The 23,108-nt window shown below is 24.8% G+C and carries 23 protein-coding genes and 2 tRNA genes; 14 read left to right on the forward strand and 11 right to left on the reverse strand.

Annotated elements, in window-relative coordinates:
* Nucleotides 1-203: 203 nt before the first annotated feature.
* The 5 genes from ACLFP3_RS02015 (at nt 204) to recU (ending at nt 7,375) form a co-directional block, all read left to right on the forward strand.
* Nucleotides 204-2,678, forward strand: a complete 2,475-nt coding sequence (locus ACLFP3_RS02015; protein WP_412031304.1) for a DUF885 family protein — start codon at nt 204-206, stop codon at nt 2,676-2,678.
* 231 nt (nt 2,679-2,909) lie between these two features.
* A complete protein-coding gene (locus tag ACLFP3_RS02020) occupies nt 2,910-4,001 on the forward strand; it encodes an XRE family transcriptional regulator (RefSeq protein ID WP_412031305.1) in 1,092 nt (363 codons plus the stop codon).
* Nucleotides 3,994-4,827, forward strand: a complete 834-nt coding sequence (locus ACLFP3_RS02025; protein ID WP_412031306.1) for an MAGa7180 family putative nuclease — start codon at nt 3,994-3,996, stop codon at nt 4,825-4,827. The genes ACLFP3_RS02020 and ACLFP3_RS02025 overlap by 8 nt, the downstream gene beginning before the upstream one ends.
* Nucleotides 4,820-6,811, forward strand: coding sequence for a UU173 family protein (locus tag ACLFP3_RS02030; RefSeq protein ID WP_412031307.1), 1,992 nt, complete (start codon nt 4,820-4,822; stop codon nt 6,809-6,811). Before ACLFP3_RS02025 ends, ACLFP3_RS02030 begins: the two co-directional genes overlap by 8 nt.
* 69 nt (nt 6,812-6,880) lie before the next feature.
* Entirely contained in the window at nt 6,881-7,375 is a 495-nt protein-coding gene (gene recU, locus ACLFP3_RS02035; protein WP_412031308.1) for a Holliday junction resolvase RecU, read from the forward strand.
* A 10-nt stretch (nt 7,376-7,385) separates the two neighbouring features.
* Here recU and ACLFP3_RS02040 read toward each other — a convergent pair whose 3' ends face one another.
* Genes ACLFP3_RS02040 through ACLFP3_RS02070 form a run of 7 tightly spaced genes read right to left on the reverse strand, consistent with a single transcriptional unit; the run spans nt 7,386 to nt 12,779 of the window.
* On the reverse strand, nt 7,386-7,664 hold the full coding sequence (locus tag ACLFP3_RS02040; RefSeq protein ID WP_412031309.1) for an HU family DNA-binding protein: 279 nt from the start codon (nt 7,662-7,664) through the stop codon (nt 7,386-7,388).
* A gap of 55 nt (nt 7,665-7,719) precedes the next feature.
* On the reverse strand, nt 7,720-8,712 hold the full coding sequence (locus tag ACLFP3_RS02045; protein ID WP_412031310.1) for an NAD(P)H-dependent glycerol-3-phosphate dehydrogenase: 993 nt from the start codon (nt 8,710-8,712) through the stop codon (nt 7,720-7,722).
* Nucleotides 8,713-8,716: 4 nt separating this feature from the next.
* Complete coding sequence (der, locus tag ACLFP3_RS02050) at nt 8,717-10,024, reverse strand: ribosome biogenesis GTPase Der (protein WP_412031311.1); 1,308 nt, start codon at nt 10,022-10,024, stop codon at nt 8,717-8,719.
* Nucleotides 10,024-10,695, reverse strand: a complete 672-nt coding sequence (cmk, locus tag ACLFP3_RS02055) for a (d)CMP kinase (RefSeq protein ID WP_412031312.1) — start codon at nt 10,693-10,695, stop codon at nt 10,024-10,026. Before cmk ends, der begins: the two co-directional genes overlap by 1 nt.
* On the reverse strand, nt 10,696-11,028 hold the full coding sequence (locus ACLFP3_RS02060; protein WP_412031313.1) for a hypothetical protein: 333 nt from the start codon (nt 11,026-11,028) through the stop codon (nt 10,696-10,698). It lies immediately after the preceding gene.
* A 23-nt stretch (nt 11,029-11,051) separates the two neighbouring features.
* A complete protein-coding gene (locus tag ACLFP3_RS02065) occupies nt 11,052-11,999 on the reverse strand; it encodes a hypothetical protein (protein WP_412031314.1) in 948 nt (315 codons plus the stop codon).
* A gap of 57 nt (nt 12,000-12,056) precedes the next feature.
* On the reverse strand, nt 12,057-12,779 hold the full coding sequence (locus ACLFP3_RS02070; RefSeq protein ID WP_412031315.1) for a pseudouridine synthase: 723 nt from the start codon (nt 12,777-12,779) through the stop codon (nt 12,057-12,059).
* Nucleotides 12,780-12,901: 122 nt separating this feature from the next.
* On the opposite strand from ACLFP3_RS02070, the gene ACLFP3_RS02075 reads away from it, so the two are divergent.
* The 5 genes from ACLFP3_RS02075 to ACLFP3_RS02095 all read left to right on the forward strand — a co-directional run bounded on the left by ACLFP3_RS02075 (nt 12,902) and on the right by ACLFP3_RS02095 (nt 15,155).
* Nucleotides 12,902-13,195: a hypothetical protein gene (locus ACLFP3_RS02075; protein ID WP_412031316.1), complete on the forward strand. Its 294-nt coding sequence runs from the start codon at nt 12,902-12,904 to the stop codon at nt 13,193-13,195.
* Entirely contained in the window at nt 13,179-14,321 is a 1,143-nt protein-coding gene (locus tag ACLFP3_RS02080; RefSeq protein ID WP_412031317.1) for an MHO_1580 family protein, read from the forward strand. The genes ACLFP3_RS02075 and ACLFP3_RS02080 overlap by 17 nt, the downstream gene beginning before the upstream one ends.
* Before the next feature lie 2 nt (nt 14,322-14,323).
* The gene (locus tag ACLFP3_RS02085; protein WP_412031318.1) at nt 14,324-14,809 is read left to right on the forward strand and encodes an MHO_1590 family protein; all 486 of its coding nucleotides are present in this window, start codon (nt 14,324-14,326) and stop codon (nt 14,807-14,809) included.
* 7 nt (nt 14,810-14,816) lie between these two features.
* Complete coding sequence (locus tag ACLFP3_RS02090; RefSeq protein ID WP_412031319.1) at nt 14,817-15,041, forward strand: phosphopantetheine-binding protein; 225 nt, start codon at nt 14,817-14,819, stop codon at nt 15,039-15,041.
* Between the two features lie 39 nt (nt 15,042-15,080).
* Nucleotides 15,081-15,155 (forward strand) — tRNA-Trp (locus ACLFP3_RS02095).
* A gap of 95 nt (nt 15,156-15,250) precedes the next feature.
* Here the strand turns inward: ACLFP3_RS02095 and ACLFP3_RS02100 are convergent.
* A tRNA-Thr gene (locus ACLFP3_RS02100) sits at nt 15,251-15,325 on the reverse strand.
* A 62-nt stretch (nt 15,326-15,387) separates the two neighbouring features.
* Here ACLFP3_RS02100 and prfA point away from each other — a divergent pair.
* From prfA to topA, 4 genes are all read left to right on the forward strand, one after another.
* Entirely contained in the window at nt 15,388-16,467 is a 1,080-nt protein-coding gene (prfA, locus tag ACLFP3_RS02105; RefSeq protein ID WP_412031320.1) for a peptide chain release factor 1, read from the forward strand.
* On the forward strand, nt 16,468-17,169 hold the full coding sequence (gene prmC, locus ACLFP3_RS02110; protein ID WP_412031321.1) for a peptide chain release factor N(5)-glutamine methyltransferase: 702 nt from the start codon (nt 16,468-16,470) through the stop codon (nt 17,167-17,169).
* 50 nt (nt 17,170-17,219) lie between these two features.
* Entirely contained in the window at nt 17,220-18,320 is a 1,101-nt protein-coding gene (gene dnaJ, locus ACLFP3_RS02115; protein ID WP_412031322.1) for a molecular chaperone DnaJ, read from the forward strand.
* A gap of 61 nt (nt 18,321-18,381) precedes the next feature.
* Nucleotides 18,382-20,241 (forward strand): type I DNA topoisomerase, encoded by a 1,860-nt coding sequence (gene topA / locus ACLFP3_RS02120; RefSeq protein ID WP_412031323.1) that lies wholly within the window; start codon nt 18,382-18,384, stop codon nt 20,239-20,241.
* On the opposite strand, the gene ACLFP3_RS02125 is transcribed toward topA, so the two are convergent.
* The 3 genes from ACLFP3_RS02125 to ACLFP3_RS02135 are packed head-to-tail and all read right to left on the reverse strand — an operon-like array spanning nt 20,238 to nt 23,108.
* Nucleotides 20,238-20,933, reverse strand: a complete 696-nt coding sequence (locus ACLFP3_RS02125; RefSeq protein ID WP_412031324.1) for a DNA alkylation repair protein — start codon at nt 20,931-20,933, stop codon at nt 20,238-20,240. The two genes, topA and ACLFP3_RS02125, sit on opposite strands and share 4 nt — an antisense overlap.
* Before the next feature lie 2 nt (nt 20,934-20,935).
* Nucleotides 20,936-22,804 (reverse strand): transketolase-like TK C-terminal-containing protein, encoded by a 1,869-nt coding sequence (locus ACLFP3_RS02130; RefSeq protein WP_412031325.1) that lies wholly within the window; start codon nt 22,802-22,804, stop codon nt 20,936-20,938.
* Complete coding sequence (locus ACLFP3_RS02135) at nt 22,794-23,108, reverse strand: MMB_0454 family protein (RefSeq protein WP_412031326.1); 315 nt, start codon at nt 23,106-23,108, stop codon at nt 22,794-22,796. The genes ACLFP3_RS02130 and ACLFP3_RS02135 overlap by 11 nt, the downstream gene beginning before the upstream one ends.

The raw sequence follows: 23,108 nt of genomic DNA on the forward strand, positions 1-23,108 counted from the left end.
AAAAATAAAAACATCACTTTAAAATAATTGTGATGTTTTTAATTTTGCCTTATTGTAAGCAAGAAAACTTTAAATTAATCTTTCTAACACATTATAATTTAAGTGTGTAAAACTTTTATTTAAACATATTCTAACTTTAAGATTAGGCATTTTTATTTAAAAGTTGTAAGTTAATACACAAAAAACAAAAAGAGAGGAAATATATGTCCAAAAATAAGAATAAACTACTTTTTTTAAGTGGTTTATTACCTTTAACAATGGTGCCTTTGATGGCTATTAGTTGTGGTGATAAAAATAAACCTAATAACCCAACTCCTGATCCTAAAAAACCAGAGGAACCAAAAAAACCTGATCTTGAAACTCAAAAGAAGGTTGCCAAAGAAATTTTAGATTTAAAAGCAGAAAAAGAAAAGAAATTAAAAGAAGCAGGACTTGATGGATTGCAAGCCCCTACTAAAGAACAATCAGAAAAAATTGTTGAAATTTTAAATGAATTTATTGCAAAAGCAGATAAAGTTGATCAATCTGGCTTAACTCCAGATAGTTTAGCATGATTAAAAGGAATAAAATATAACTGAGAAATTGAAAAAGGTAATCATGAAAAAGGGTTACGATACTTATTAGGAACATTTAGTTCTGGTCCTGGTAGAACTTATGTTGCTAATTCATTTTATAGACGTACTCTTACAACTAGAAATGTTAGTGTTGCTAAAAATTGATTACAAACTTTAAAAGAAGCAATTGATTTAAAATTAGTTCCTTCAAAAATTTTTATTAAAAACAATATTAATGCTATTTTGGGAAGTTTATTTTCAAAAGAATTATTAGAATTCGTTAATAGTGGGGAAAATGAAAAAACTGTAGAAAGCATTATTGAATCTAATACAACATTACCTAAAGAAGTTAAAGATTTTTATAAATTTTATGTAACAGAATATTATAAAGCTTCTGAATATGGTAAGGGTGAAGATATTCAAGAATTAAAGGTTTATAAAAACAATGACACTATAAAAGAACAAGAAAATTCAATTACCATTTTAGGAAAAGACAACAAACCTGTACAAGTTTACGGTTTAGGTTTGACTAAAAAAGATTTAGAACAAGAAAATGCTGGACTTGGTTATATGCCTGGAAAGCCAGGAGGTTTAACTGGTAAAGACGTTTATGAACAAGTTCTTAAAATGAATACCACTTCTAATTTAACTCCAAAACAAGTATTTGATAAAGGTTATGATTCAACAACTTCATCAGCAAAAAACATGGAAAATGTTGCTAAAGAAGTAGCAAAATTAATTACTGGTTCAGAAACTAGTGAATGAAAAGCTAAATTTAAATACGATGAAGATGGAGTTGGATCTAAAGAAGCTGCTGAAACAGAATTAACTATTAGAAAAGCAGATGGAACTATTGATTTAGCTGCATTTAATAAATGATTAAATGCTGAAGATTTCTTCTTTGGAAGAGAAGAAAAATCTTATTATACTGATGAAATTAAAAAATCATTAAGGGAAGATTCTAACTTAGAATTTGCTCGTAAAGAATTAACAAAATTCAATTATGACTTTTTAAAAAGTGATTTAGAAAAAGATAAAAAATATGGAAGCATAACTAATGAACAGTTTTATTATGGTGCATTAGAAGCATTTAAGGGATATGCTCAATTTAAAGCAACTACTCAAAAATACGGCGCAGGATTTTTTGGTAAAAATGTACCAGATTACGATATTCAAACATATGACTACGAAAGTAGAGAATATGAAGGTGTAGGTGCATATAGCTCAAGTGTTAAGAAATTTATGTTTAATGCCGATCCATACTATGGATTACCAAAATGATCAGTAACTTCATTTGCTAACCATGAAAGTATGATGGGACACCATAATCAAATAATGTATGCAAATAACCATTTAGCAAAAATTGGTGATTATCAATTACCTAATAATACTTTTAGTTATACTTCATATGTTGAAGGATGAGCGCTATTTATGGAATGATTTGGTATTGAATCAGGATTTTATGGCACACCAGATTATACAAATAGTGATTATTATGCAATGCCAAAAGACTTTAGTTTATCTAAAGGTATAACTAGCTTCTTTACTACCACTGATAAAACTAAAATTACAGATGAACAAGTTAAACAAATAAAAGAACTTCATGGTGGAGTTTATTGAAATAAAGTAAATTCTTTAAGTAAATATAGTGATGACAAGGATCGTGCATTAGCTGCAGTTAAACTTGCAAATATGCTTCAATATTATGGAGCATTAAATGAAGCTCAATTACGTAATATGCGTTTAGCAGTTGATACAGCATACCACGGTGGAATAACTACTGGTAAAGGATTAGAAGGTGGAGCTTCAATTATGAAAGCAAGAGAATGAATGAAAGCAAACTCAGCTTTAGGAATTGGCGATATTACTTCTGAATCAAAACGTTACTTTAACCTTGTTGGTCAAGCAACTTCATATAACTCAGGTAAAGAAGTTATGTTAGACTTATACAAAAAAGTTCAAAATAAATTGAGAATGACAAGAGAACAATTTATAAACGCTAAAAATGATGAATTTAAAGAACATGGTGAAATCAAGAAATTCTTTGATTGATTATTAAGAAATGGTGCTTTACCAATGCAAGCATTAATAGAAACAATTACAAAAGTTTATGATTTAAAATAATTTTTTGCAAAAATGAAAAATACTAAAAACCGATTTGCTTCGGTTTTTTAATTTCTTAAAAATCAAATTTTAATTTCAAAATGAAAAGTATTTAAAATTCAAATATTTAAATCCAATTTTTAAATAAAATGATAAATTTCATTAATTTTTTAACAAATAAAATCCTTAATTTAAACTGTTATTTTGTTATAATCATTTTAGAAATAAAAAGAGAAAGAAGGATTTTTACTTATGGGGACAGTTGATACTTCTCATAAACCAGATATAAAATTACATGGAAGTACTTTTTCAGAAGAAATAAAGTTTTATTTAAAAAATTATGAAATGACTCAAAAAGAATTAGCTATGCGTTTAGGATTAAGTACCAAACACATTAATTCAATTTTAAATAATGATATTGTTGATGTTAGTGTTTCAGTATTGGAAGGATTAGAATATGCTTTTCGTCTTGATACTGGTATTTTAACGACAGTTTATAATATTTATTCAAATATGAAACTTGCTAAGATGAGTAATAATATTGAAGACCAACTAAAAAATTTTGGTTTAAATTTTATTATTGAGCATCCTGAATTGTCATCACCATTTGATATTTGCATAAATGAAGACATGCCAGTTCATATGAAGTTAATGTTGCTTAAAAAATTTTATGGCGTTACAAGTTTAAGTGATTATAATGAATACTTAAAAGAACATGTTTTAGCAGAAAATACTAAATTTGAAAATAAGGCTAATTCATATATTTGAATTAGATTTTGTGAACTTTCAGTAGAATATGACAAATTTCAAAAATATGGCATTGGAGTATTTAGAAAAGGACTTTTTAATGCTGTTATTAAAAGAGTTTTAAATATTATGAGTAATTCTAATTTGGATTTTAATAGCAAAGTTAAAGAATTAAAAAACTACTTACTTTCAAAAGGGATAATTTTAGTAACTAAACCATTTATTCATAATAGTAATATTAGAGGAATAACTCTTAAAAAAGGTGGAAAACGTTATATTTTCTTATCTGATATGTATCATACAGAAAGTTACATTTTTTTCGCTTTACTTCATGAATTAGTTCATTGTTATTATTCAGAATATACTGAAGACCAAATTGATGAAAGAGTAATTAAGGAATATAAAACTTGAGAAGTTTCTAATAACACTAATTATAAAAATATATATGATGCAATTCATTCATATGAACAATGTAGAACAATGAAACAAAAAGACCCCAAAACCGATGTCAGTTATATATGAGATTTATTGCAAGATAAATATCCTTTTGTAGGCTTTGAAATGATTGATTCAGATGAGGAAGTAATTAATGTTTAAGGCACCAAGTCGAAAATATTACAATACTAAACACTATAATCTTGATTTTGAAAGCAAGACTTTTTCGTTGACTAAAGAATACCATAAAAAATTATTGCTTAATAAACCAGGAACTTTTAATGGCTTTAGAAAAATGACAGGAACAGCATTAGGTGATATTTTAGAAGTAGACAACTTTAAAAGTCAATTTGCTGCTTTCGCCCGTTTGTGTAATTTATCTATGCCTGTTTTGGATCCAAAATATGTTAATGCTGGGGTGATTTTAGAACCTAAAATTTTAGAACTTGTTGAAAAAAGCATTAAAGAAAAATTAAATCGTTATCCTGCCAATGAATATAATTATGATTATTTTAAAGATAATGATTTTTTTGGTGGTCTTCCCGATGGTTTTGCTCCTAAGAAAAAAATAATTATTGAAATCAAAACTACAAACATAAAAAATTATGATTTTTGAATAAAAAATACTCCTCCAGTTGGTTATATTAAACAAGCTCAACTATATGCATATCTAATGGGAGTATCACAATTTTCAATAGTTGCTATTTTTCTAGAAAACGATGACTATAACAATCCTGAATTAGTTGATATTAATAAAAGAAAAATTAAAAATTTTAATTTTACAGTAAATTTACCACAAGTAAAAGATGATATTGATTTTTGTATGAAATGATTTAATGAATATACTAAAACAGGTATTAGCCCTAAATGAAAAAATTCTGTTGATGAAGATTTAATTCAATACTTAGATTGCAAGTCAGAAAATGAATGAGACATTTTATATAATAAATGAATTGAATTAGGAAAGGTTCCAAAGCCAAATGAGTAAACCTAAATATTTTAGATATAAACATTTTTTAAATATTAATAATTATCCAAAATACTTTGTTTTTAATGACGAAATTAATATAAATGAAATTGAAAATGAAGAAGAAAAATTTGATGAACTAAATTTTGAATATGAAAAAAACATTGATTTTTTAAATGAAAATTTCTTTAATAAATATTTAAGTGAAAAAGAAAAAGAAATGATTGCTGAAAAATCTTATAGTGATAAGATCGATTTTTTCAAGGCAAAATTGCAAAAAGATCCTATTTTAATGAACAAAATTAAAAATGAAGATTTGTTTGAAATTTTTAAAAATGTTACAAATGATTTTAAAAAAATGGAGATCATTCTTAGCGGAGTTCAAATAGTTGAAGAAAAAGCAATTGATAAAACAATTGAAGAATTTAAAAAAAATTTTCCAAATGAAAAATATAAAATATTTTCTAAAAAAAATAGCACCGAAAATTTAATAAGAGAAACAAAAGAAGCAATTCTATCCAAAAAATATGGATTATTAATAAATCCTGTTTTTGAATATCGTAATATAATTGCTTCGCCACTTTATTTTAATTTAATAACAAAAACCATTTCATCCTTAAATTATTCTTTTAAGTCTTCTTTAAAAAATATTATGCGGGCATATTTTGATACAAACATTATAGAAAAATCAGGTCATTTAATTAATGACTATGTTTTAACTTTACCTTCATATAATAAAAACAAAGACATAAAAAAACATGTTATAGATTTCTATTTTTCGCGTTATTCTAACATTGTAAAAGATATTGAAATTGATTATGATAAATTTACCACTAATGAAATTCAACTAATTGCAACAGGACAAAGAGAAAAAATTAAAAAACATAAATTTATTCCAATTATTGAACATATAAGAAATAATTTAACCACTATTGAAAAAAAATACCTACGCTATACAATTGGAAGTTTTATTAATATTATTAATGATTGTGAAAATGATATTGATTTTCAAAAATTAACTGAAATTACATTAAAAGATTTTGAAAATGGATATGTTTTAAATAAAAATGTTAAGAATATAACAAAACGAATTTTTCCCGATTGAGAAAATGCAGCAAAAAAATTAATTGTTGCTAGATTTGATGCCAATTCTAAGAAATCATCAGAAAATAACAAAGCTTTAAATTTTTATTATAAGGATTTAATTTATATAAATAAAGCAAAATGAAATAATGATATAGAAGTTTTTTTAGAAAATAAAAGACAACATTTCGTTTGATTTGATTTTGAAGGATTTACTTTACCAATTCCACCTTTAGACTATACAAGATCATGAACACAACTTGTTTCACAACTTTCTATTATTAAAACCAAAAATAATAAAGAATATGAGAGCAATGATTTTGTATATGATCCTTTATATTATTCTTATAAAGACTTAATTAAAATTATTAATGATATTTATACTGAAAATGTTGATGCTTACATAGTTTTTAATAAAGCATATGAAGAAACTAGAATAAAAGAAATAGTAGAAAAACTTTGATTATTTCATGAAGATGGTGTAATTAGCGAAGAAGAAGTAAAAATATGTGAAGAAAAAGCTAATGAAATTATTAGTAAAATTTTAGATTTAGCCAACTTTTTTGTTAATAGAAAACCTTTAGATTTTACTAACGCTTTTTTAAATATTAGTAATCTTTTAGGTAAATATTCTATTAAAATAATAGAAAAATATGCAACAAAAAATTATCCTAATTTAGAACATATGATTATTCCTTATCAAGATTTAGAAGTTAAAAATGGATCAATGGCTTTAGAAATTGCCACCACAAGAGCTTTAGGAATTATTAAAGATGAAGAATGAAATCAAAAAACAGAGGAATTAAAGAAATATTGTCATAATGATGTTATGGCAATGATTATGGCAGGTGATTTAATAAAAGTTTTATATAACAACATTGAAAAATTTAATAAAGAATGTGAAGAAGTAGAGATTTTCTAACTTTCTTTTATAAAAAAATAGGAAATATTTGGGAAATGCCCAAATATTTTTTGTGCTTTAATAATTAATATGAAGACCACAAACAATAGAGGAATGTTATTAGAATCTTTAATTAATCAAACTAATATTTTTTATTTAAAAAATAAAATATGTTTAGTTCATAAAAAATACTTAGATATCAAATTTGCTAATATTTCAAAAACTGAGAATAATCTTAAGTTAGAAAAAGCAAAAATAATATCAAAAAGTACCGTCGATTATTATGGAATTTACCAAGGGAAATTTTTAGCATTTGAGGCAAAAAGTACTGAATCTAAAACATTTTCATTAAGAAATATAAAAAGCCACCAAATAGAATATTTAGATTTAATTTCTTTATTTTCAGGAATTGCATTTTGAATAATATATTTTAAAATTCAAAATAAATTTTTACTTATAAAACATGATAAATTTAAAAAAATTTCTGAAAATAAAAAATCCCTTTCATTTGAAGAAATCAAAGAAAATGGTAAATTTATTGATCTTCAATTTCCAGGGATTTTAGATTATATTTCTCAATTATAAATTATAAAAATTAAAATCTATTGACTTGCGCTTTGAAAACATCTGAAAATTTAAATTTAGGTACAGATTTAGCTGGAACAGTAATTTTTTCTTTTGTGAAGTAATTAATTCGGCTAATTTCTGGCTTTTCTATCACTGTGAATGTTCCAAAACCAGAAATTGAAACAGTTCTTTTTTCAGCCAATTCTTCAACAATTAATCTTTGAATTTCATCAAAAATTACTTCGATAAGAACTTGGGGATGGCCTGTGCTTTGACTTGCAGCAACAATTAATTCTTTTTTATTCATAATAATCCTCCTATTTATTTAGATTTTACATAATTTTAATGTTTTGGTATTGCTTTTATTCATTTTTTAATTTTCGACTTAATAAATCGTTTATTGTATCATATACATCTCGTTGATTATAAATGATTTGATACAAGGCTTCAATTATAGGCAAATCTAAGATTTTTTTTACAATAATATTTTCATAAATTATTTTTATTGATTGCAAGCCTTCAACAGTAATATTAGTATCGATAGTTTTATTTTTAAAAAAGTTCTTTCCGTAAGTATAATTTCTTGAATTTTCTGAAAGACTAGTTAAAATTAAATCTCCTACTCCTGTAAGACCAAATAATGTTTTTAATTTTCCACCAACATATTTACAATAAGCTATCATTTCTTGAAGTCCCCTTGTAATTAATGCGGCTTGAGTATTAATTTTATAACCTAATCCTTCTAACATACCATTAGCAATTGCCAACATGTTTTTAAAAATAGCTCCTGTTTCAGCCCCTTTAATATCATTTTGTCCATAAACTCTAAAATATTTATTAGAAAAGAGTTTTTGAACCAATTTAACATTATTTTTATTATTATCTACTGCTGAAACTAAGGTGATAGTTCTCTTTACGATTTCTGTTGCATAAGATGGTCCTATTAAAGAAACTATACCTTTTATATGTTTTTTTTGTTCGCTATATTTTGCTAGTCCTTCATGCATAGAAAATGTGGTGTTTGGTCAAAAACCCTTGCTTACATTAATGATGATTGCATCTGTGTTTAAATTAGCAATAACATCTTTATAAACATTTGGCATGAATTTAGTTGGAACTGCTAATAAAACGTAATTAGCATTATCTAATGCTTCTATTAAATTTAAAGTGGTATTAAAATGTGGTAAGTAGGTTTCTTCATCAAAATATTTAGTATTTTTTCCTACTTTAAGTTGATTAATTTCCTCTTTATCAATTCCATAAATAATAACATCATGTTTATTTTCTGCTAGGATCATAGCACAAGCTGTACCCATTGCTCCACTGCCAATAACTGCGATTTTATTTTTAACCATATTATTATTTATCTCCATTTTTATTTTTTAAAATGATTTCAATAGGAGTTCCAGAAAAGTCATAATTTGTTCTTATTTGATTTTCTATATATCTAAGATAAGTAAAATGAGCTAATTTTATATTATTAACAAAAAGAATAAAAGTAGGAATTTTCCCCTCAATTTGTCTTGCAAAAGTTATTGATAAACGTTTTCCATTAATAGAACTTGCTGGTCTTATTAATTGTGCTCTCATCATTAAATCATTTAATTGATTGGTACTAATTTTGCGAGATATATTATTTTTTACTTTAATAATTTCATCAGCTAACTTATTAATTCTAATTTTTTCTTTAGCTGAGATAAAAACAATTGGGGCTCAATCAACAAATTTTAATTTTTTGGTTAATTCTTTTTTAAATTTATCCATTGTTGAAGTTTCTTTTTCTATTAAATCTCATTTGTTAACTACAACAATCAAAGGTTTTTTAAGTTCCCATGCTATTCCTATTATACTTTGATGGAAATGACTAACTTCATCAGTTGCGTCTAATAATAATAAACAAAGATTTGCTTCTTCAATTGTATCATTTGCTCTCATTAAAGCATAATGTTCTACACTTTCTACTAGCTTACTTTTTCTTTTAATCCCTGCTGTATCAATAATTTCAAATTCTTCATTATTGATTTTTATAATTGATGATACTGAGTCTCTAGTAGTTCCAGCTACATTACTTACAATTGATCTATCTTCATTAGCTAAAGTATTTAAAAGTGTACTTTTTCCTACATTGGTTTTTCCTAATAAAGCTAATTTAAAATATGTCTCATTTTTACTTAAATTAAAATCTAGTTGATTGATAACTTCATCTAACATATCTCCTAATCCATCACCATGAATAGCACTAATCATAAAAACTTTTTCAAATCCTAATGAATAAATTTGAAAATCAAATTGTTGAGAATTGTTATCTAATTTATTCACTCCAACTATTACTTTTTTATTTGTTTTTCTTAATAGACTAGCAACATAGTAATCTTCTGAAGTAATGTTTTCTTTTCCGTCTAATAAAAAAATAATTACATTAGCTTCTTCAATAGCAATTTGAGCTTGAATTTTTATTTGTTCTTTAAAATCATCATTTTCAATAGTGATGCCACCAGTGTCAATAACTTTAAATTCATGACCACTTCAACTTGCAATCTCGTAAATTCGATCGCGAGTAACTCCGGGAGTGTCATATACTATCGATTTTCTTTTATTAATCAATTTATTGAAAAGTGTACTTTTTCCTACATTAGGTTTACCTATAATTGCTACTACATTTTTCATTATTCAAGTTCCTTTAAAATAATTTTATACATTGCTTCAAAGTTTTCTTGAACGGTCATATTACTAGTATCAATCATAACTGAGCCTTCGCTTACTTTTAAAGGATCAACTGCTCTATTCATATCTTCATAGTCACGAATTTTTATTGACTTTAAAACTTCTTCGTAGTTTGACTCAATACCCATTTCTTTATCTTGATTTACTCTTCTTTTTGCTCTAACTTCAGGATTTGCATACAAAAAAAATTTCACATCTGCTTCTGGCAAAATGCGGTAAGTTGCATCTCTTCCATCAATAATTACGCCACGGAATTTTTTAGCATATTCTTGAATAAATTTATTAATTTTTTGTCTAATTAAAGGAAATTTAGCGATTATTGAAGCTGAACGTGATATTTTATCTTCTCTTATTTTTTTTGTAATATCCTCATTTTTAAATAAAATTGAATCATCATCCAGGATTTTAATATCTTCAAATTTTCAAGCTTCATTTATTAATGCTTCATTTGTTAAATCTATATTATTTTTTAAAGCATTATAAGCAATGATTCGATAAAAATTACCACTACTTAAAAATTTGTAATTAAATTTTTTGGCAATCATATTTGCCATTACAGTTTTACCAACTCCACTAGGACCATCAATAGCGATATTTACACGTTTCTCTTTCATCTAATTTTCCTTTATATCTTTTTCTAATAATTGTATATATTTTTCTAAGTCTTTATCAAAATTAAATAACTCAATTTCATCTTCTTCTTTTATAAAAAGAATTTTTTCCATTTCCTTAATTAATGGTGCAATTTGACTTTGATTAATGTTATTTTTTTGTTTTTTATTATTTTTTTTAGATCTTATTTCAAAATTTTTAGTTACTTCAAAATTTAAATCAGATGATGAATCAATTCCTAAGTTAAAAAAATTATTAATATTGTCAATCATTTTTAAATATTTATTAATTTTTTTTACGTGCATTTTTAATTCTTTTTGATTATTTTTATCCATAAGAACACAATTAAAAACCATTCTTAAACATCAAGAATGGTTAATATTTTCCTTTCGCCATTTGATTTTAATTTAGGATTTTTTTTGTTTACATAATGATAATCAAATAAAAGTTCATTTAACCCCTTTGCAGGATTTCATTTTACATATTGATAGTTTTCATCATGATCATAACCATAGAATGGTACTAAATCTCATTCTTCTTTATTATATATAGTTGGTCTAACATTACTTTCATCAACAATTTTTTTAAATCAAGCAAATGCCTTTTCTTTAAATTCTTTAGAAGTAAATCATCCCTCAAATGGTTTAGTTTTTAGAAGAGTTTTAATTTCTTCTAAATATTTATTTACATTATTTTGAAAATTAATATTATTGTCAAAATCTTCAGTAACTGTATTAATATCAATTGTTTGAGTTTTTTTAAAATAATATTTGGATTTTTCAGTACCTTTTATTTTTTTACTTTCAAATTTACCATTAGTTGTTTCATAATTCAAAGTTACACTATAAGTAATTTCTAATTGATTATTATTATTTCCTAATTTTAAATCAAGGTATTTTAAAACCAAGTTTTTTTGTTGCTCAAAAGTTAAATTATTTTTAAAATAAATTGCCATATATTTAGCAAGATCAAAAGCTTCTGGTTTTGAAGTTTTATCACTGCTTGAGTTTTTATTATTTTTCTCTCATTGTTTTATTTTTTCATCAGCTTCATTTTTAGCTTTTAAATAGTTTTCATAAATGGTTTTAGCATTTTGAGTAATATTATGAGAGGCAGTTAAGTTTATTGCACTACATTCTTCTAAAAATTTTTCTGGTGATAAATAGTCTTTTTCTTTTGGTTTTGTATTTTTTAATTCAAAATAAATAGCACCACCAACTGCACTAGCAATGGCAACGGGAATAATTGTTCAAAAAACAATAGAACTTATTTTTTTTATTTTTTTCGGTTTTTTTTGCTTTTCCATGATTCTTATATTTTATCTTATTTTTGTTTATGAATATTTTATAGTATCAAATTGATTTTAATTGTCTCTTTTTTCAACTAGCAAAAATAGTTTTTCTAATTCTTCATTAGTAATATGACGATATTCACCAATTTTTAAATTTTTATCCGTTAAAATTCCAAATGTTTTTCTGTGTAATTCTTTAACATAATTATTAACTAATAAAAATAAATTTTTAATATGATGATTTCTTCCTTCACTTAAAGTTATTTTATATTCTAATGGATTTAATTTAATTACATTTTGAATTGATTTTTTGCCATTTAAAATCACATTTTGACTATTTAAATATTTAAGTTCATCATTAGTTAATTCTTTTTCTAATTTAGCAATATAAGTTCTTAAAATTTGTGACGAAGGATGTGCCATTTTGTTAGCAAATTCACCATCATTAGTAATAATAATGATTCCTGTAGTATTAAAATCCAATCTCCCAATAGAATAAGCATATTTTTTTAAATTAATATATTCATAAATTGTTTTTCGTCCTTGAGGATCTTTTAAAGTACAAATTGTATTTCTTGGTTTATTAAAAACTAAATAAATTTTTTGAATTTTTTGATTAATTATTTTTCCATCAACTTTAATAATGTCATCATTAGAAATACGATCACCTATATTTGCGATTTTTTCATTTATTATTACTTTTTTATTATTAATTAATTTCTCAGCTTCTCTTCTTGAACAATATCCCAATTCGCTCATTACTTTTTGAATTTTTTTTGTTTCTTTTTCTATCATATTTTCCTATTCTGAAACTAATAATGTTTCTATTTATTATATAAATAAGCACAATTATTTTCCTAAAAATTAAAAAAATATAACCATTCATATTTTAATAAAAACAATAAATAGGAGAGAATATGATAGAAAAAACAATGCACGAAAAGAGAAGAATGATTAAAGATTATTGTTCATATGCGAAAATCGAACAATGCTTAAATAAATTTCATTGGAGACGAAATGCAAAAAGTAAACTTGAAGCATTTATTGAATCTTTAGATAAAGATGATAAATTAATATTTATAGAGAATTTTATGGTAAAAAATAATGATCCACTTTGATATTTAGAACATTGATGTAAGGGCACTTATTATAAGAAATTAAATTATGTATCTAATTTATTTATGAGGTTTATTAATGCTAATTCCAAATAATATTCAAGAACATAATTTTGTTAATATTTATAAAAATGAGATTAAAGAAGAAATAGTCTTCAATGCAAAGAAAATAATTTTTAAAAGTGATTATATTAATTCTAATGAAAATTTTAAATTAAGTATTAGAAGAGTAATTGAAACTGATGAAATAATTTTGCAATTTATATTTAATAATTCTAATTCTAAATTATATAAACCAGAAATTTTAGTAAACATTAATAATAATCCAATTACTTTCTACAAAGTTAGTAACAATCAATCAAATGGTAAATATATTTATCAATCAATTTTGGCAAAAGAAAAAGGTTGATCAACTTTTAAATTTAGTAATTTGAAAAGCATTAATATTGAAATATTTAATCATCATGGATGAAAGAATAAAGAAATTGAAAAGCTTTATGAAATAAGTTACTACATTTCTAAAAAAGATCTTAATTCAAGTATAAATTTAGATAACGGTATTGGAAATATAAAGTTGCTAACAAAATTAAATATTGGTTTTTATAATGTTGAAAATTTAGATGATAGTTTAATTGAAAATAGTGATATTCAGTATCTAAATTTTTCCTTGAAACCAATTAAATTAAAACAAGGAATTTTTATTAAAAAAATATATGACATAAAAATTAGTAAACAATGGGAAAAATCTAAAGCAATAGAAGAAATTAATCACTCTGATTTAAATGGTTTAAAAATATCAAACTTAACAAAAAATGAAAATATTATTGGAGATCTAATATTTGATAATGGAAAGACTCAAATATCAGAAATTAATATAATTTCATCTTCATATTATGATTACAAAACTAAAAAAACTATTATTACTAATGAAAATTTAAATGCAAAAAAGGGGTTAATAATTCCCTTGAATTTTGAAGGAAATTTTACTCATAAACTTTCTTTAGATTTTGGTTTAAATTTAAAAAATATTTTAGTAATTTATAATCAAATGTTTAATAATCCTTTTTTCTCGTTTAGAAACGGTTTAATAAAATTAAATTTAGTTAAAAATAATGATAAAAATTTTTTTAGTTCATGACACACAATCAAATATGAAAACATAAAAAATATTGTTAAAGAAAATCTTAAATTAGATGAAATAGCAAAGGAAGGAGAAAAGTAAATATGACAAAAAAGGACAAAATAATTTTAATATCATCACTATTATCAGGTGCTTTATTAAGTGTGGGAATAGTAACTACTATTGCTGTAATTAAAAATAAAAAACAAACACCTATTCCTAATATTGGTTCAAAAGAAGGAAATGGACAAGTTAAAAAAGATGACAATAAGAAAAATGATAAATTAGAAGACTCTAATAAAATTTATGATGATGAAAAAGAATTGGTAAATAGTGACGAAATTTTTCCTGATATATCAGCAAAAGATTATTATGATAAATTAAATTTTAAAGATGGACAAGCTTGAATAGATAATGATATGATCGCATTTATCATAAGCGATATTATTAAAAGAATGACAATTACTGATGGGAAAATAAAATATAACTATCGAATAATATCTAATCAAAATGTTGAAATTAGTTTTATTTGATTTAATGATAAAAAGAAGGCATATAGAACATACAAAATTTCAACAAATATTGTATAATGAGTCCATGGATTCTAAAACAATAGTCATAAATGAAATTAAAAAATTAACAAAAAATACATTTGATGTTACCTCAAATATAAAAGATTTAAAGATTGATAGTTTGGATTTAGTTTTATTTATAACCGATATTGAAGAAAAATATCACATTACAATTAGTGATGAAGAGTTGTTATCTTTAAAAACCATCCAAAATATTATTGATTTATTTGATAAAAAATTAAATAAATAAATTTTATTATAAAATATAAAGGCAATATTGCCTATTTATAGGGGTATAGTTCAATGGTAGAACAACGGGCTTCAACCCCGTGTGTTGTGAGTTCGAGTCTTGCTACCCCTGCCATATCACCATTGTGTAGTTAAGTGAGTTTGAAACTCACTTTTTTAAATTAAAAAAATAAAAAACATGCAAAAGCACGTTTGATGAATTAAATCAAATGGTGCCGACTATTGGATTTGAACCAACGACCCCTTCCTTACCATGGAAGTGCTCTGCCCCTGAGCTAAGTCGGCAATTAGCATTACTTATTATATATTAAAAAATATCATTTTGCATTTGTTATAATTTTTTTACTATGGAAAAAACAATGTATGACTCTCTTCTTTCAATAAAAGAAAAGTATGAAAATTTAGGAAAGAGATTAAATGATCCTGAAACATTTAATGATATAAAAAAATACAATACTATTCACAAAGAACAAATGGATATTCAGGATATATATTTGACTTTTAATAAATTTTTAAAGGCAGAAGAATTATTTAATTTGTCTAAAGAGATAATTAATTCTGAAAAGGATGAAGAACTCTTAAAATTAGCAAAAGATGATATTCTTATTCAAACTGAAATTATGATTAATTTAGAAGAAGATTTAAAAACATTGCTTTTACCACATGATGAAAATGATAAAAGAAACGTTATCATGGAAATTAGAGGAGCTGCGGGAGGAGATGAAGCAAACTTATTTTCTGGTGATTTGTTTAAAATGTATCAAAAATATTGTGAAAACAATAATTTCAAAATTAAAATAATTGATTCAATACATGGAACAGCTGGTGGATATAGTCAAATTGTTTTTACTATAAAAGGCGACAAAGTTTTTTTAAAACTAAAATTTGAACGAGGCGTTCATCGTGTTCAGCGTGTTCCTATTACTGAAACGCAAGGTAGAGTTCATACTTCTACAGCAACTGTAACAGTTTTACCCGAAATAGAAGATGATGTTAAAGTTGAAATTAAACCAGAAGATATAGAAATTGATGTTTTTAGAAGCTCTGGTGCAGGGGGGCAGTCTGTTAATACTACAGACTCAGCTGTTAGAATAACTCATAAAAAGACTGGAATTGTAGTAACGAGTCAAGACGAAAGAAGTCAGATTATGAATCGTGAAACCGCCTTAAAAATATTAAAAAGCAAACTTTATGAGTTAGAGGTTAAAAAAAGAGATGAAGAAGAAAGTGGATTAAGAAAATTAGCAGGTACGGGGGACAGAAGCGAAAAAATTCGTACTTATAATTATCCACAGGATAGAATAACTGATCACCGAATAGGTTTTTCAACATCACTAAAAGTAGTAATGGATGGTGATTTAAATAAAATAATTGATGAATTAATTGCTGATGAAAAGGCTAAAAAAATTCAAGAAGCCGGCCTTTAAATGATTCCAAAAGAAGTATTACTACGTGAAAAAGAAAGATATGAATTACCTCTTCATATTACTAAAAGAGAATTAAAACAATTAAAAAAATCATATCCTGTTCAGAAAATAATAGGTTTTCAGGAAATGCAAAATATATATATTGATTTAAACTATAAAGTTTTAATTCCTCGGTATGAAACCGAAGAAGTAATTTTAGAATGTTATAAATATATTAATAATAATTCCAAAGTCCTTGATTTAGGTTGTGGTTCGGGTTTTATAGGCTTAGCAATTAAAAAAAATATTGATTGCTTTGTCACTCTTGTTGATAAAAGTTTGCAAGCTATAAAACAAACTAAAAAAAATGCTCAGATAAATAAATTAAATGTTGATATTATAAAATCTGACTGATTTAAAAAAGTAAGTGGAAAATTTGATTTAATCGTTTCAAATCCTCCTTACTTAAATAAAAAATTAATTTCCAATAAATCATTAAGATATGAACCTAAATTAGCACTATTTGCCAAGGATAGCGGATTTTTTTCATACAAACAAATCCTTAAAAACGTAAAAAAATACTTAAAAAAAGACGGAATTTTAATCTTTGAAATAGATCCTTTTATTTCAAAAAAATTGCAAAAAATTTATCCCAAAGTCGTTATTAAAAAAGATATTAATGGTAAAGATAGAATTGCCATTTTAAAATTTAATCAAATATAAAATAATAAAAATTAGCACTCTTAATCAAAATGTGCTAAAATAGTCATATTATGAATAAAAATAAAAGAGATTATTATGAAATTTTAGGGATTTCTAAAGATGCTACTGAAAAAGATATAAAAAGTGCATATCGTAAATTAGCTATGCAATATCACCCAGATAGAAATAAAGCGCCTGATGCTGAAGAAAAATTTAAGGAAATATCAGAAGCATATGAAGTCCTTTCTGACCCAGATAAAAGAGCAAAATATGACAAATTTGGACATTCTGCTTTTGATCAAAGTAGTTTTGGATATTCAGAAGATATTTTTGCTGATTTTTTCAAATCATTTAAAGACTCATTTAGTTTTGATTCCGGAAACCCTTTTGAAGATATTTTTGGTTTTTCTTCAAGAAAGAGAAATACCCGTGGCGAAGATTTACAAATGAATATAACTATTGATTTTATGGATGCGGTTCATGGAAAAAACACTTCTCTTAAATTAAATAAAACAGAAATTTGTTCAAATTGCAAAGGTTCGGGAGCCGAAAGTGAAAACGATATTCAAACTTGTGACCGTTGTAATGGTGGTGGCCAAATTGAACAAAGAATGGGATTTTTTTCAACAATTAGAACTTGTAACAAATGTGGCGGAACTGGAAAATTAATTAGAAAAATTTGTCATGTATGTAATGCAAGTGGTTATGAAAGAAAGCAAGTTATTCAAAATGTTGAAATTCCTGCAGGTATTAGAAATGGACAAAGTCTTAAATTAAATGGTTTTGGTATGCCTTCATTAAATGGCGGCAAACCTGGTGATTTGTATATTAAAATTATTATTAAATCTCATAAATATTATGAAAGAATTAATGACGATATTATTTTAAATGTCCCTATTTCAATAAAATCTATTATTTTAGAAGAAGAAGTTGAAATACCTACTCCATATGGCAAAACAAAAATTAAGTTAAATAAAAATATAAAACTAGATGGAGTAATAAAACTTAGTGGTTATGGATTTCCAATTTTAAATACAAAACATAAGGGTGATTTAATAGTTTCAATCAAACCTTATATTCCTACTTTTAATAAAAATGATATGAATGATTTAACAAATATTTTAAATAATTCTAAAGATGATACTTACAAAAAATGATTGGATGAGTTCTAATTATTTTTTATTTAATTATGTTATTATATAAGCATTATTTTTTAGTGGAGCAATAATAAAAATGAGTAATAAAGTTTTAATTGTAGAATCACCTAATAAAGTGAAAACTATTCAAAAATATGTGGGTGATGATTATCAAGTTTTATCATCAGTTGGTCATATTTTAAAATTATCTACATCGGGTAAAAGTGGTTTAGGAATAAATTTTGAAACATGAGAACCTATTATGATTCAAGATTCAACTAAGTCAAAAATTATTAAAGAATTAAAAGATGCAACAAAAGACGCTGATGAAGTTTTAATTGCAACTGACCCTGATAGAGAAGGTGAAGCAATAGCAAGAAATTTAATTGATACTCTTAAGGTTGAAAATAAATATAAAAGAATTAAATATAATGAAATTACTAAAGATGCAATTGAATATGCCTTAAATAATCCTCTTACCATTGATGAAAACTTAGTAAATGCTCAAAAAACAAGACGAATGCTTGATCGAATTATTGGATTTAGATTATCTGAATTAATGAAAAGAAAAGTTAAAAATAGTCCTACTAATCCCTCAGCCGGAAGAGTTCAGTCAATAGCATTAAAACTAGTTTGCGATAAAGAAAATGAAATTGAGGCATTTATACCTATTAAATATTCAAAAATTGATGCTCAATTACAAGAAAATTACATAGCAAATTTTTATTATGCTAAAGATTCAGATTTTAGTGAAGATAATACTTGAATAAAACCAGAAAAGTCATTAGAAATACTAAATAATTTAGAAAAAAATAAAACTTTAAAGGTAACAAATTATAAAGTTTCTCAAAGAAAAGAAGCGCAAATAATTCCATTTAAGCAATCAATATTGTATAAAGAAGCAAAATACTCTGCCTCAACAGTTCAACATAGTGCTCAAAAATTATTTGAACAAGGGTTAATTTCTTATCCAAGAACAGATTCTACAAGAATGAGTAATGCTTTTATTACTAAAGCAAGAGAATATATTTCACAAGTTTATGGAAAAGAATATGTAGCAAATGATATTAAAGGATTTAGTGGTGATCAAGATGCTCATGAAGCAATTAGACCTACTGATATTTATTTAACCCCTGAAGAAGCCAAATCTAAAAATAACCTAAATGAAATTGATTCATATATTTATACAATAATTTATAACAAGACCATTAGTTCATTAATGATAGTTCCAATAAGAGAAATTTATCATTATGATTTTGTAAATGGAGAATATAACTTTAAGTTATCTTCTTCTAAAGTAATATTTGATGGCTATTATAAAATCTATGGCTATGAAAATGCAAAACCATTGCCAAATTATCAAATAGGTGATATTGTTCCAGTAGAAAATTTTGTTAAATTTGATAAAGAAACTCAGCCACCAGCACGATACAATGATGGTTCTTTAATTAAAATGTTAGATGACATAAAAGTTGGTCGTCCTTCAACTTTTGCTTCAACAGTTAATGTTATTAAAAAACGGATGTTTGTTGAAACCAAAAACGGAGCATTACATCCTACAGAATTTGGTAAAACTGTCATGCAAAAGCTTTTAAAAGGTTTTCCAGATACTATTACAGAAGAATATACAGCTAGCGTCGAAGAAAAATTAGACTCAATTTCTGAAGGAGTAGAAAACTATAAATCATTACTTAAAGAATTTTGAGATAAATTTAATGAAAACTATGACAATGTTACCCAAACAATGGAAATTAGCATTCTTCCACAAAATTACATTGAAGATGAAGTTTGTCCACTTTGCGGTAATAAACTTTTATATCGTTATACAAAAACAAAAAAACAAAAATTTATAGGTTGCAGTAATTTTCCTGCTTGCAAATATTTAAAAAATATTGATGATAAAAAAAGAAGAAGTTGAAAGAAATATTCTTCTAAATCAACTACTTCTGTAAATTAATTATGTTTAACTTTTAAAGTTTTTAGATATTCTTTTAGTTTTTTATCTATTCTAAAACTTTCAATACATTTTTGGATAGTTTTGTTATGAATGAAACTATCCATTTTTTTATTTTCAAGTAATTTTGTTACATAACTTGGGTATTTAACAAAAACTTCTGATAAGTACCAAGCAATCATCATTTTTACATAATAATCATCATTTTTGATATTTGTAATAATATTAGTTGATTCATCTAAATATTTTTCTTTAATAAAATGCTTTAACAACATTTTTATTCCAAATCTTATTGTGTATGTTTCTTTATTATTAATTCAAATTTTAATTTGACTATATAACTTACTACTTTCACAAAAACTAATAGGATTTAAAGTATCACATACCATTCAATTATTAACATATGGTAGAAATATTTTAAGATTTTTAATTACTTCATCAAAGTTTGAAATTTTATTAATATAGAGTACATGAATTAAATCTTCTTCAAGATATTTATGAGGCAAAAAATTGATAAATTCTTTAATTAAATTTAAATCATTTTTTATTCAAAAATTTACTTTTTTTCTTAAGATTGGAATTTTTATTCCCAAAATAATATTTTTATCAATGGTGGGAACTAGTTTACTAACAAAATTTTTATTTACATCATCAATATTTTTTAATAATTCATTAGTAATGTCTTGACTTTTCATTATTAATTTCTTTTAATTATTTCTTCAACTTTTTTTTGTAATGAAATTTCATCTAAATTAAAATGTTTGATAATATCTTTTTCGGTGGCAGAAATTCCAAATTCATCTATTCCTATGTTATATTTTGCATATTTTGCTCATCCAAAAGTTGAAGCTGCTTCAAATGAAATAGCTTTATTAATGTTGTAGTTTAATGATTCTAAATTATTAGTATTAGAAGCTGAAATAACTGAAATATTTAGCTTTTTACCAATATTATAAAAAGTGTTTAATTCACTACCGGTGGCAATTAAAGTTCATGGATTTTTCCCATGATAAATATAATAAGCACCATCTTCAAATTTTAATTTGTTAGTTACATTTGTAGAAACAATATTTTGTCTAGTAGTAGCAATAACTACGGGGTTAGTAGCCTTATTAAAATAATATTCGATAGCACCTTTTACTTCATTTTCATCAGCTGGTCTTAATACTGTTAAATTGGGCATTGCTCTTAGTGAGGCTAGTTGCTCTATTGGTTGATGGGTAGGGCCATCTTGACCTGCATAAACTGAATCATGACTAAAAATAAATAAAGTTTTTAATCTCATTTGCGCTGCTAATCTAATTGCGGGAATTAAATAGTTACTAAATGTTAAAAATGTTGAAACTATTGGACGAAAATTAGAATGAAGTGCAATTCCATTGGCAATAGCACCCATTGCAAATTCCCTTACTCCATATAATATATTTCTTCCAAGTCTATTGTTAGGAGCATAAACACCATTTACTCCTTTTATTTTAGTTGAACTTGAAAGATCGGCACTTCCGGCAATAATATTCTCATATTGATTGCCTAAATTATTTAAAACAAAACCAGTAGTATTTCTTGTTGAATCATTTTTATTTAAATTAATATCATTTAAATTTATTTTTAATTCATTATTTAAAAAATTCATTAACTTTTTTGAAGGGTTTCATAAATTATATGCCACACCATTTTTAGCATAAATATTTTTAATGTAGTAATTTTTTACATCATCTAAATACTCAAAATTATCACTTTTTTTGAAAGTTAAAATATCTTTTAAATCCGAAATTTCTTCATTGGTTAAAGGTTGTCCATGAATTAAATTGGAATTTTCTTTTTTTGTTCCTTCACCAATAATGGTTTTTATTTCAATAAAAACAGGAATATTACTATATTTAGCTTTGTTAATAGCTTTATTAATTTTTTTAACACTATTTTCATTAACTAAAATGTATTTAAATCCCATTGCTTTATATTTTTCTTTAGGTGATTCTAAGTTTACACTTTTCACAAATGAATCAAGTTGAACATCATTAGAGTCATATAGAACAATTAACTTATTTAATTTGTTTGTACCAGCAAAACTTAAAGCTTCTTGGGCAACTCCTTCTTGTAAATCACCATCACCACATAAAACATACGTATAATGACTAAATTCAGGAAAACGTTTGTTGACTTGCGATTCTGCTAATGCCATCCCCACAGCCATTGCAATACCTTGGCCAAGTGGCCCGGTACTTGCTTCTATTCCGGGAGTTAAACCATATTCAGGATGCCCAGGGGTGTTGCTTTTATAGCTTCTAAATTTTTCTAAATCACTTCTACTAATTAAACCTAGCATTCTTAGCATAGCATATAATAAAGCAGAACCGTGACCAGAACTTAAAATAAAACGGTCACGGTTTACTCATAATGGGTGTTTTGGATCATATTTTAAATGATAGCAAAAAAGTGTATGCAAAATTGTGGCAGCATCTATTGCTATGCCAGGATGTCCACTCTTTGCTTTAGTAATTGCAGCAAGAGCATTAATTTTTAAATTATCAACACAAAGACTATCAATATTTTTTTTAAATTTCATCTTCTGATCCTTCAAAAATCAAGTTAATATTTTTTGGTTTTGTATTTATAAGAGAAAAAATTGTTTGTTCAATTAAAAACATTAATTGTTTTGTTTCAAAAGTAAAATCTTCAAATTTTTTTACTTTGTAATGTAATCTAATATCAACATTTTCTTTTGTATTATCAATTGAAACTTCAATTTGACTAGTTAAAATAACTTTTTTATTATTTTTAAAAATTTTTTGAATTGCTTCTTTAATTACTTCCTCTTCAACAAAAAAAGAGAAATTCATTTTTGTATTAACATTAATATATCTAGTCAT

The sequence above is a fragment of the Metamycoplasma buccale genome, from assembly GCF_046774455.1.
Classification (GTDB): Bacteria; Bacillota_I; Bacilli_A; order Mycoplasmatales; family Metamycoplasmataceae; genus Metamycoplasma; species Metamycoplasma buccale.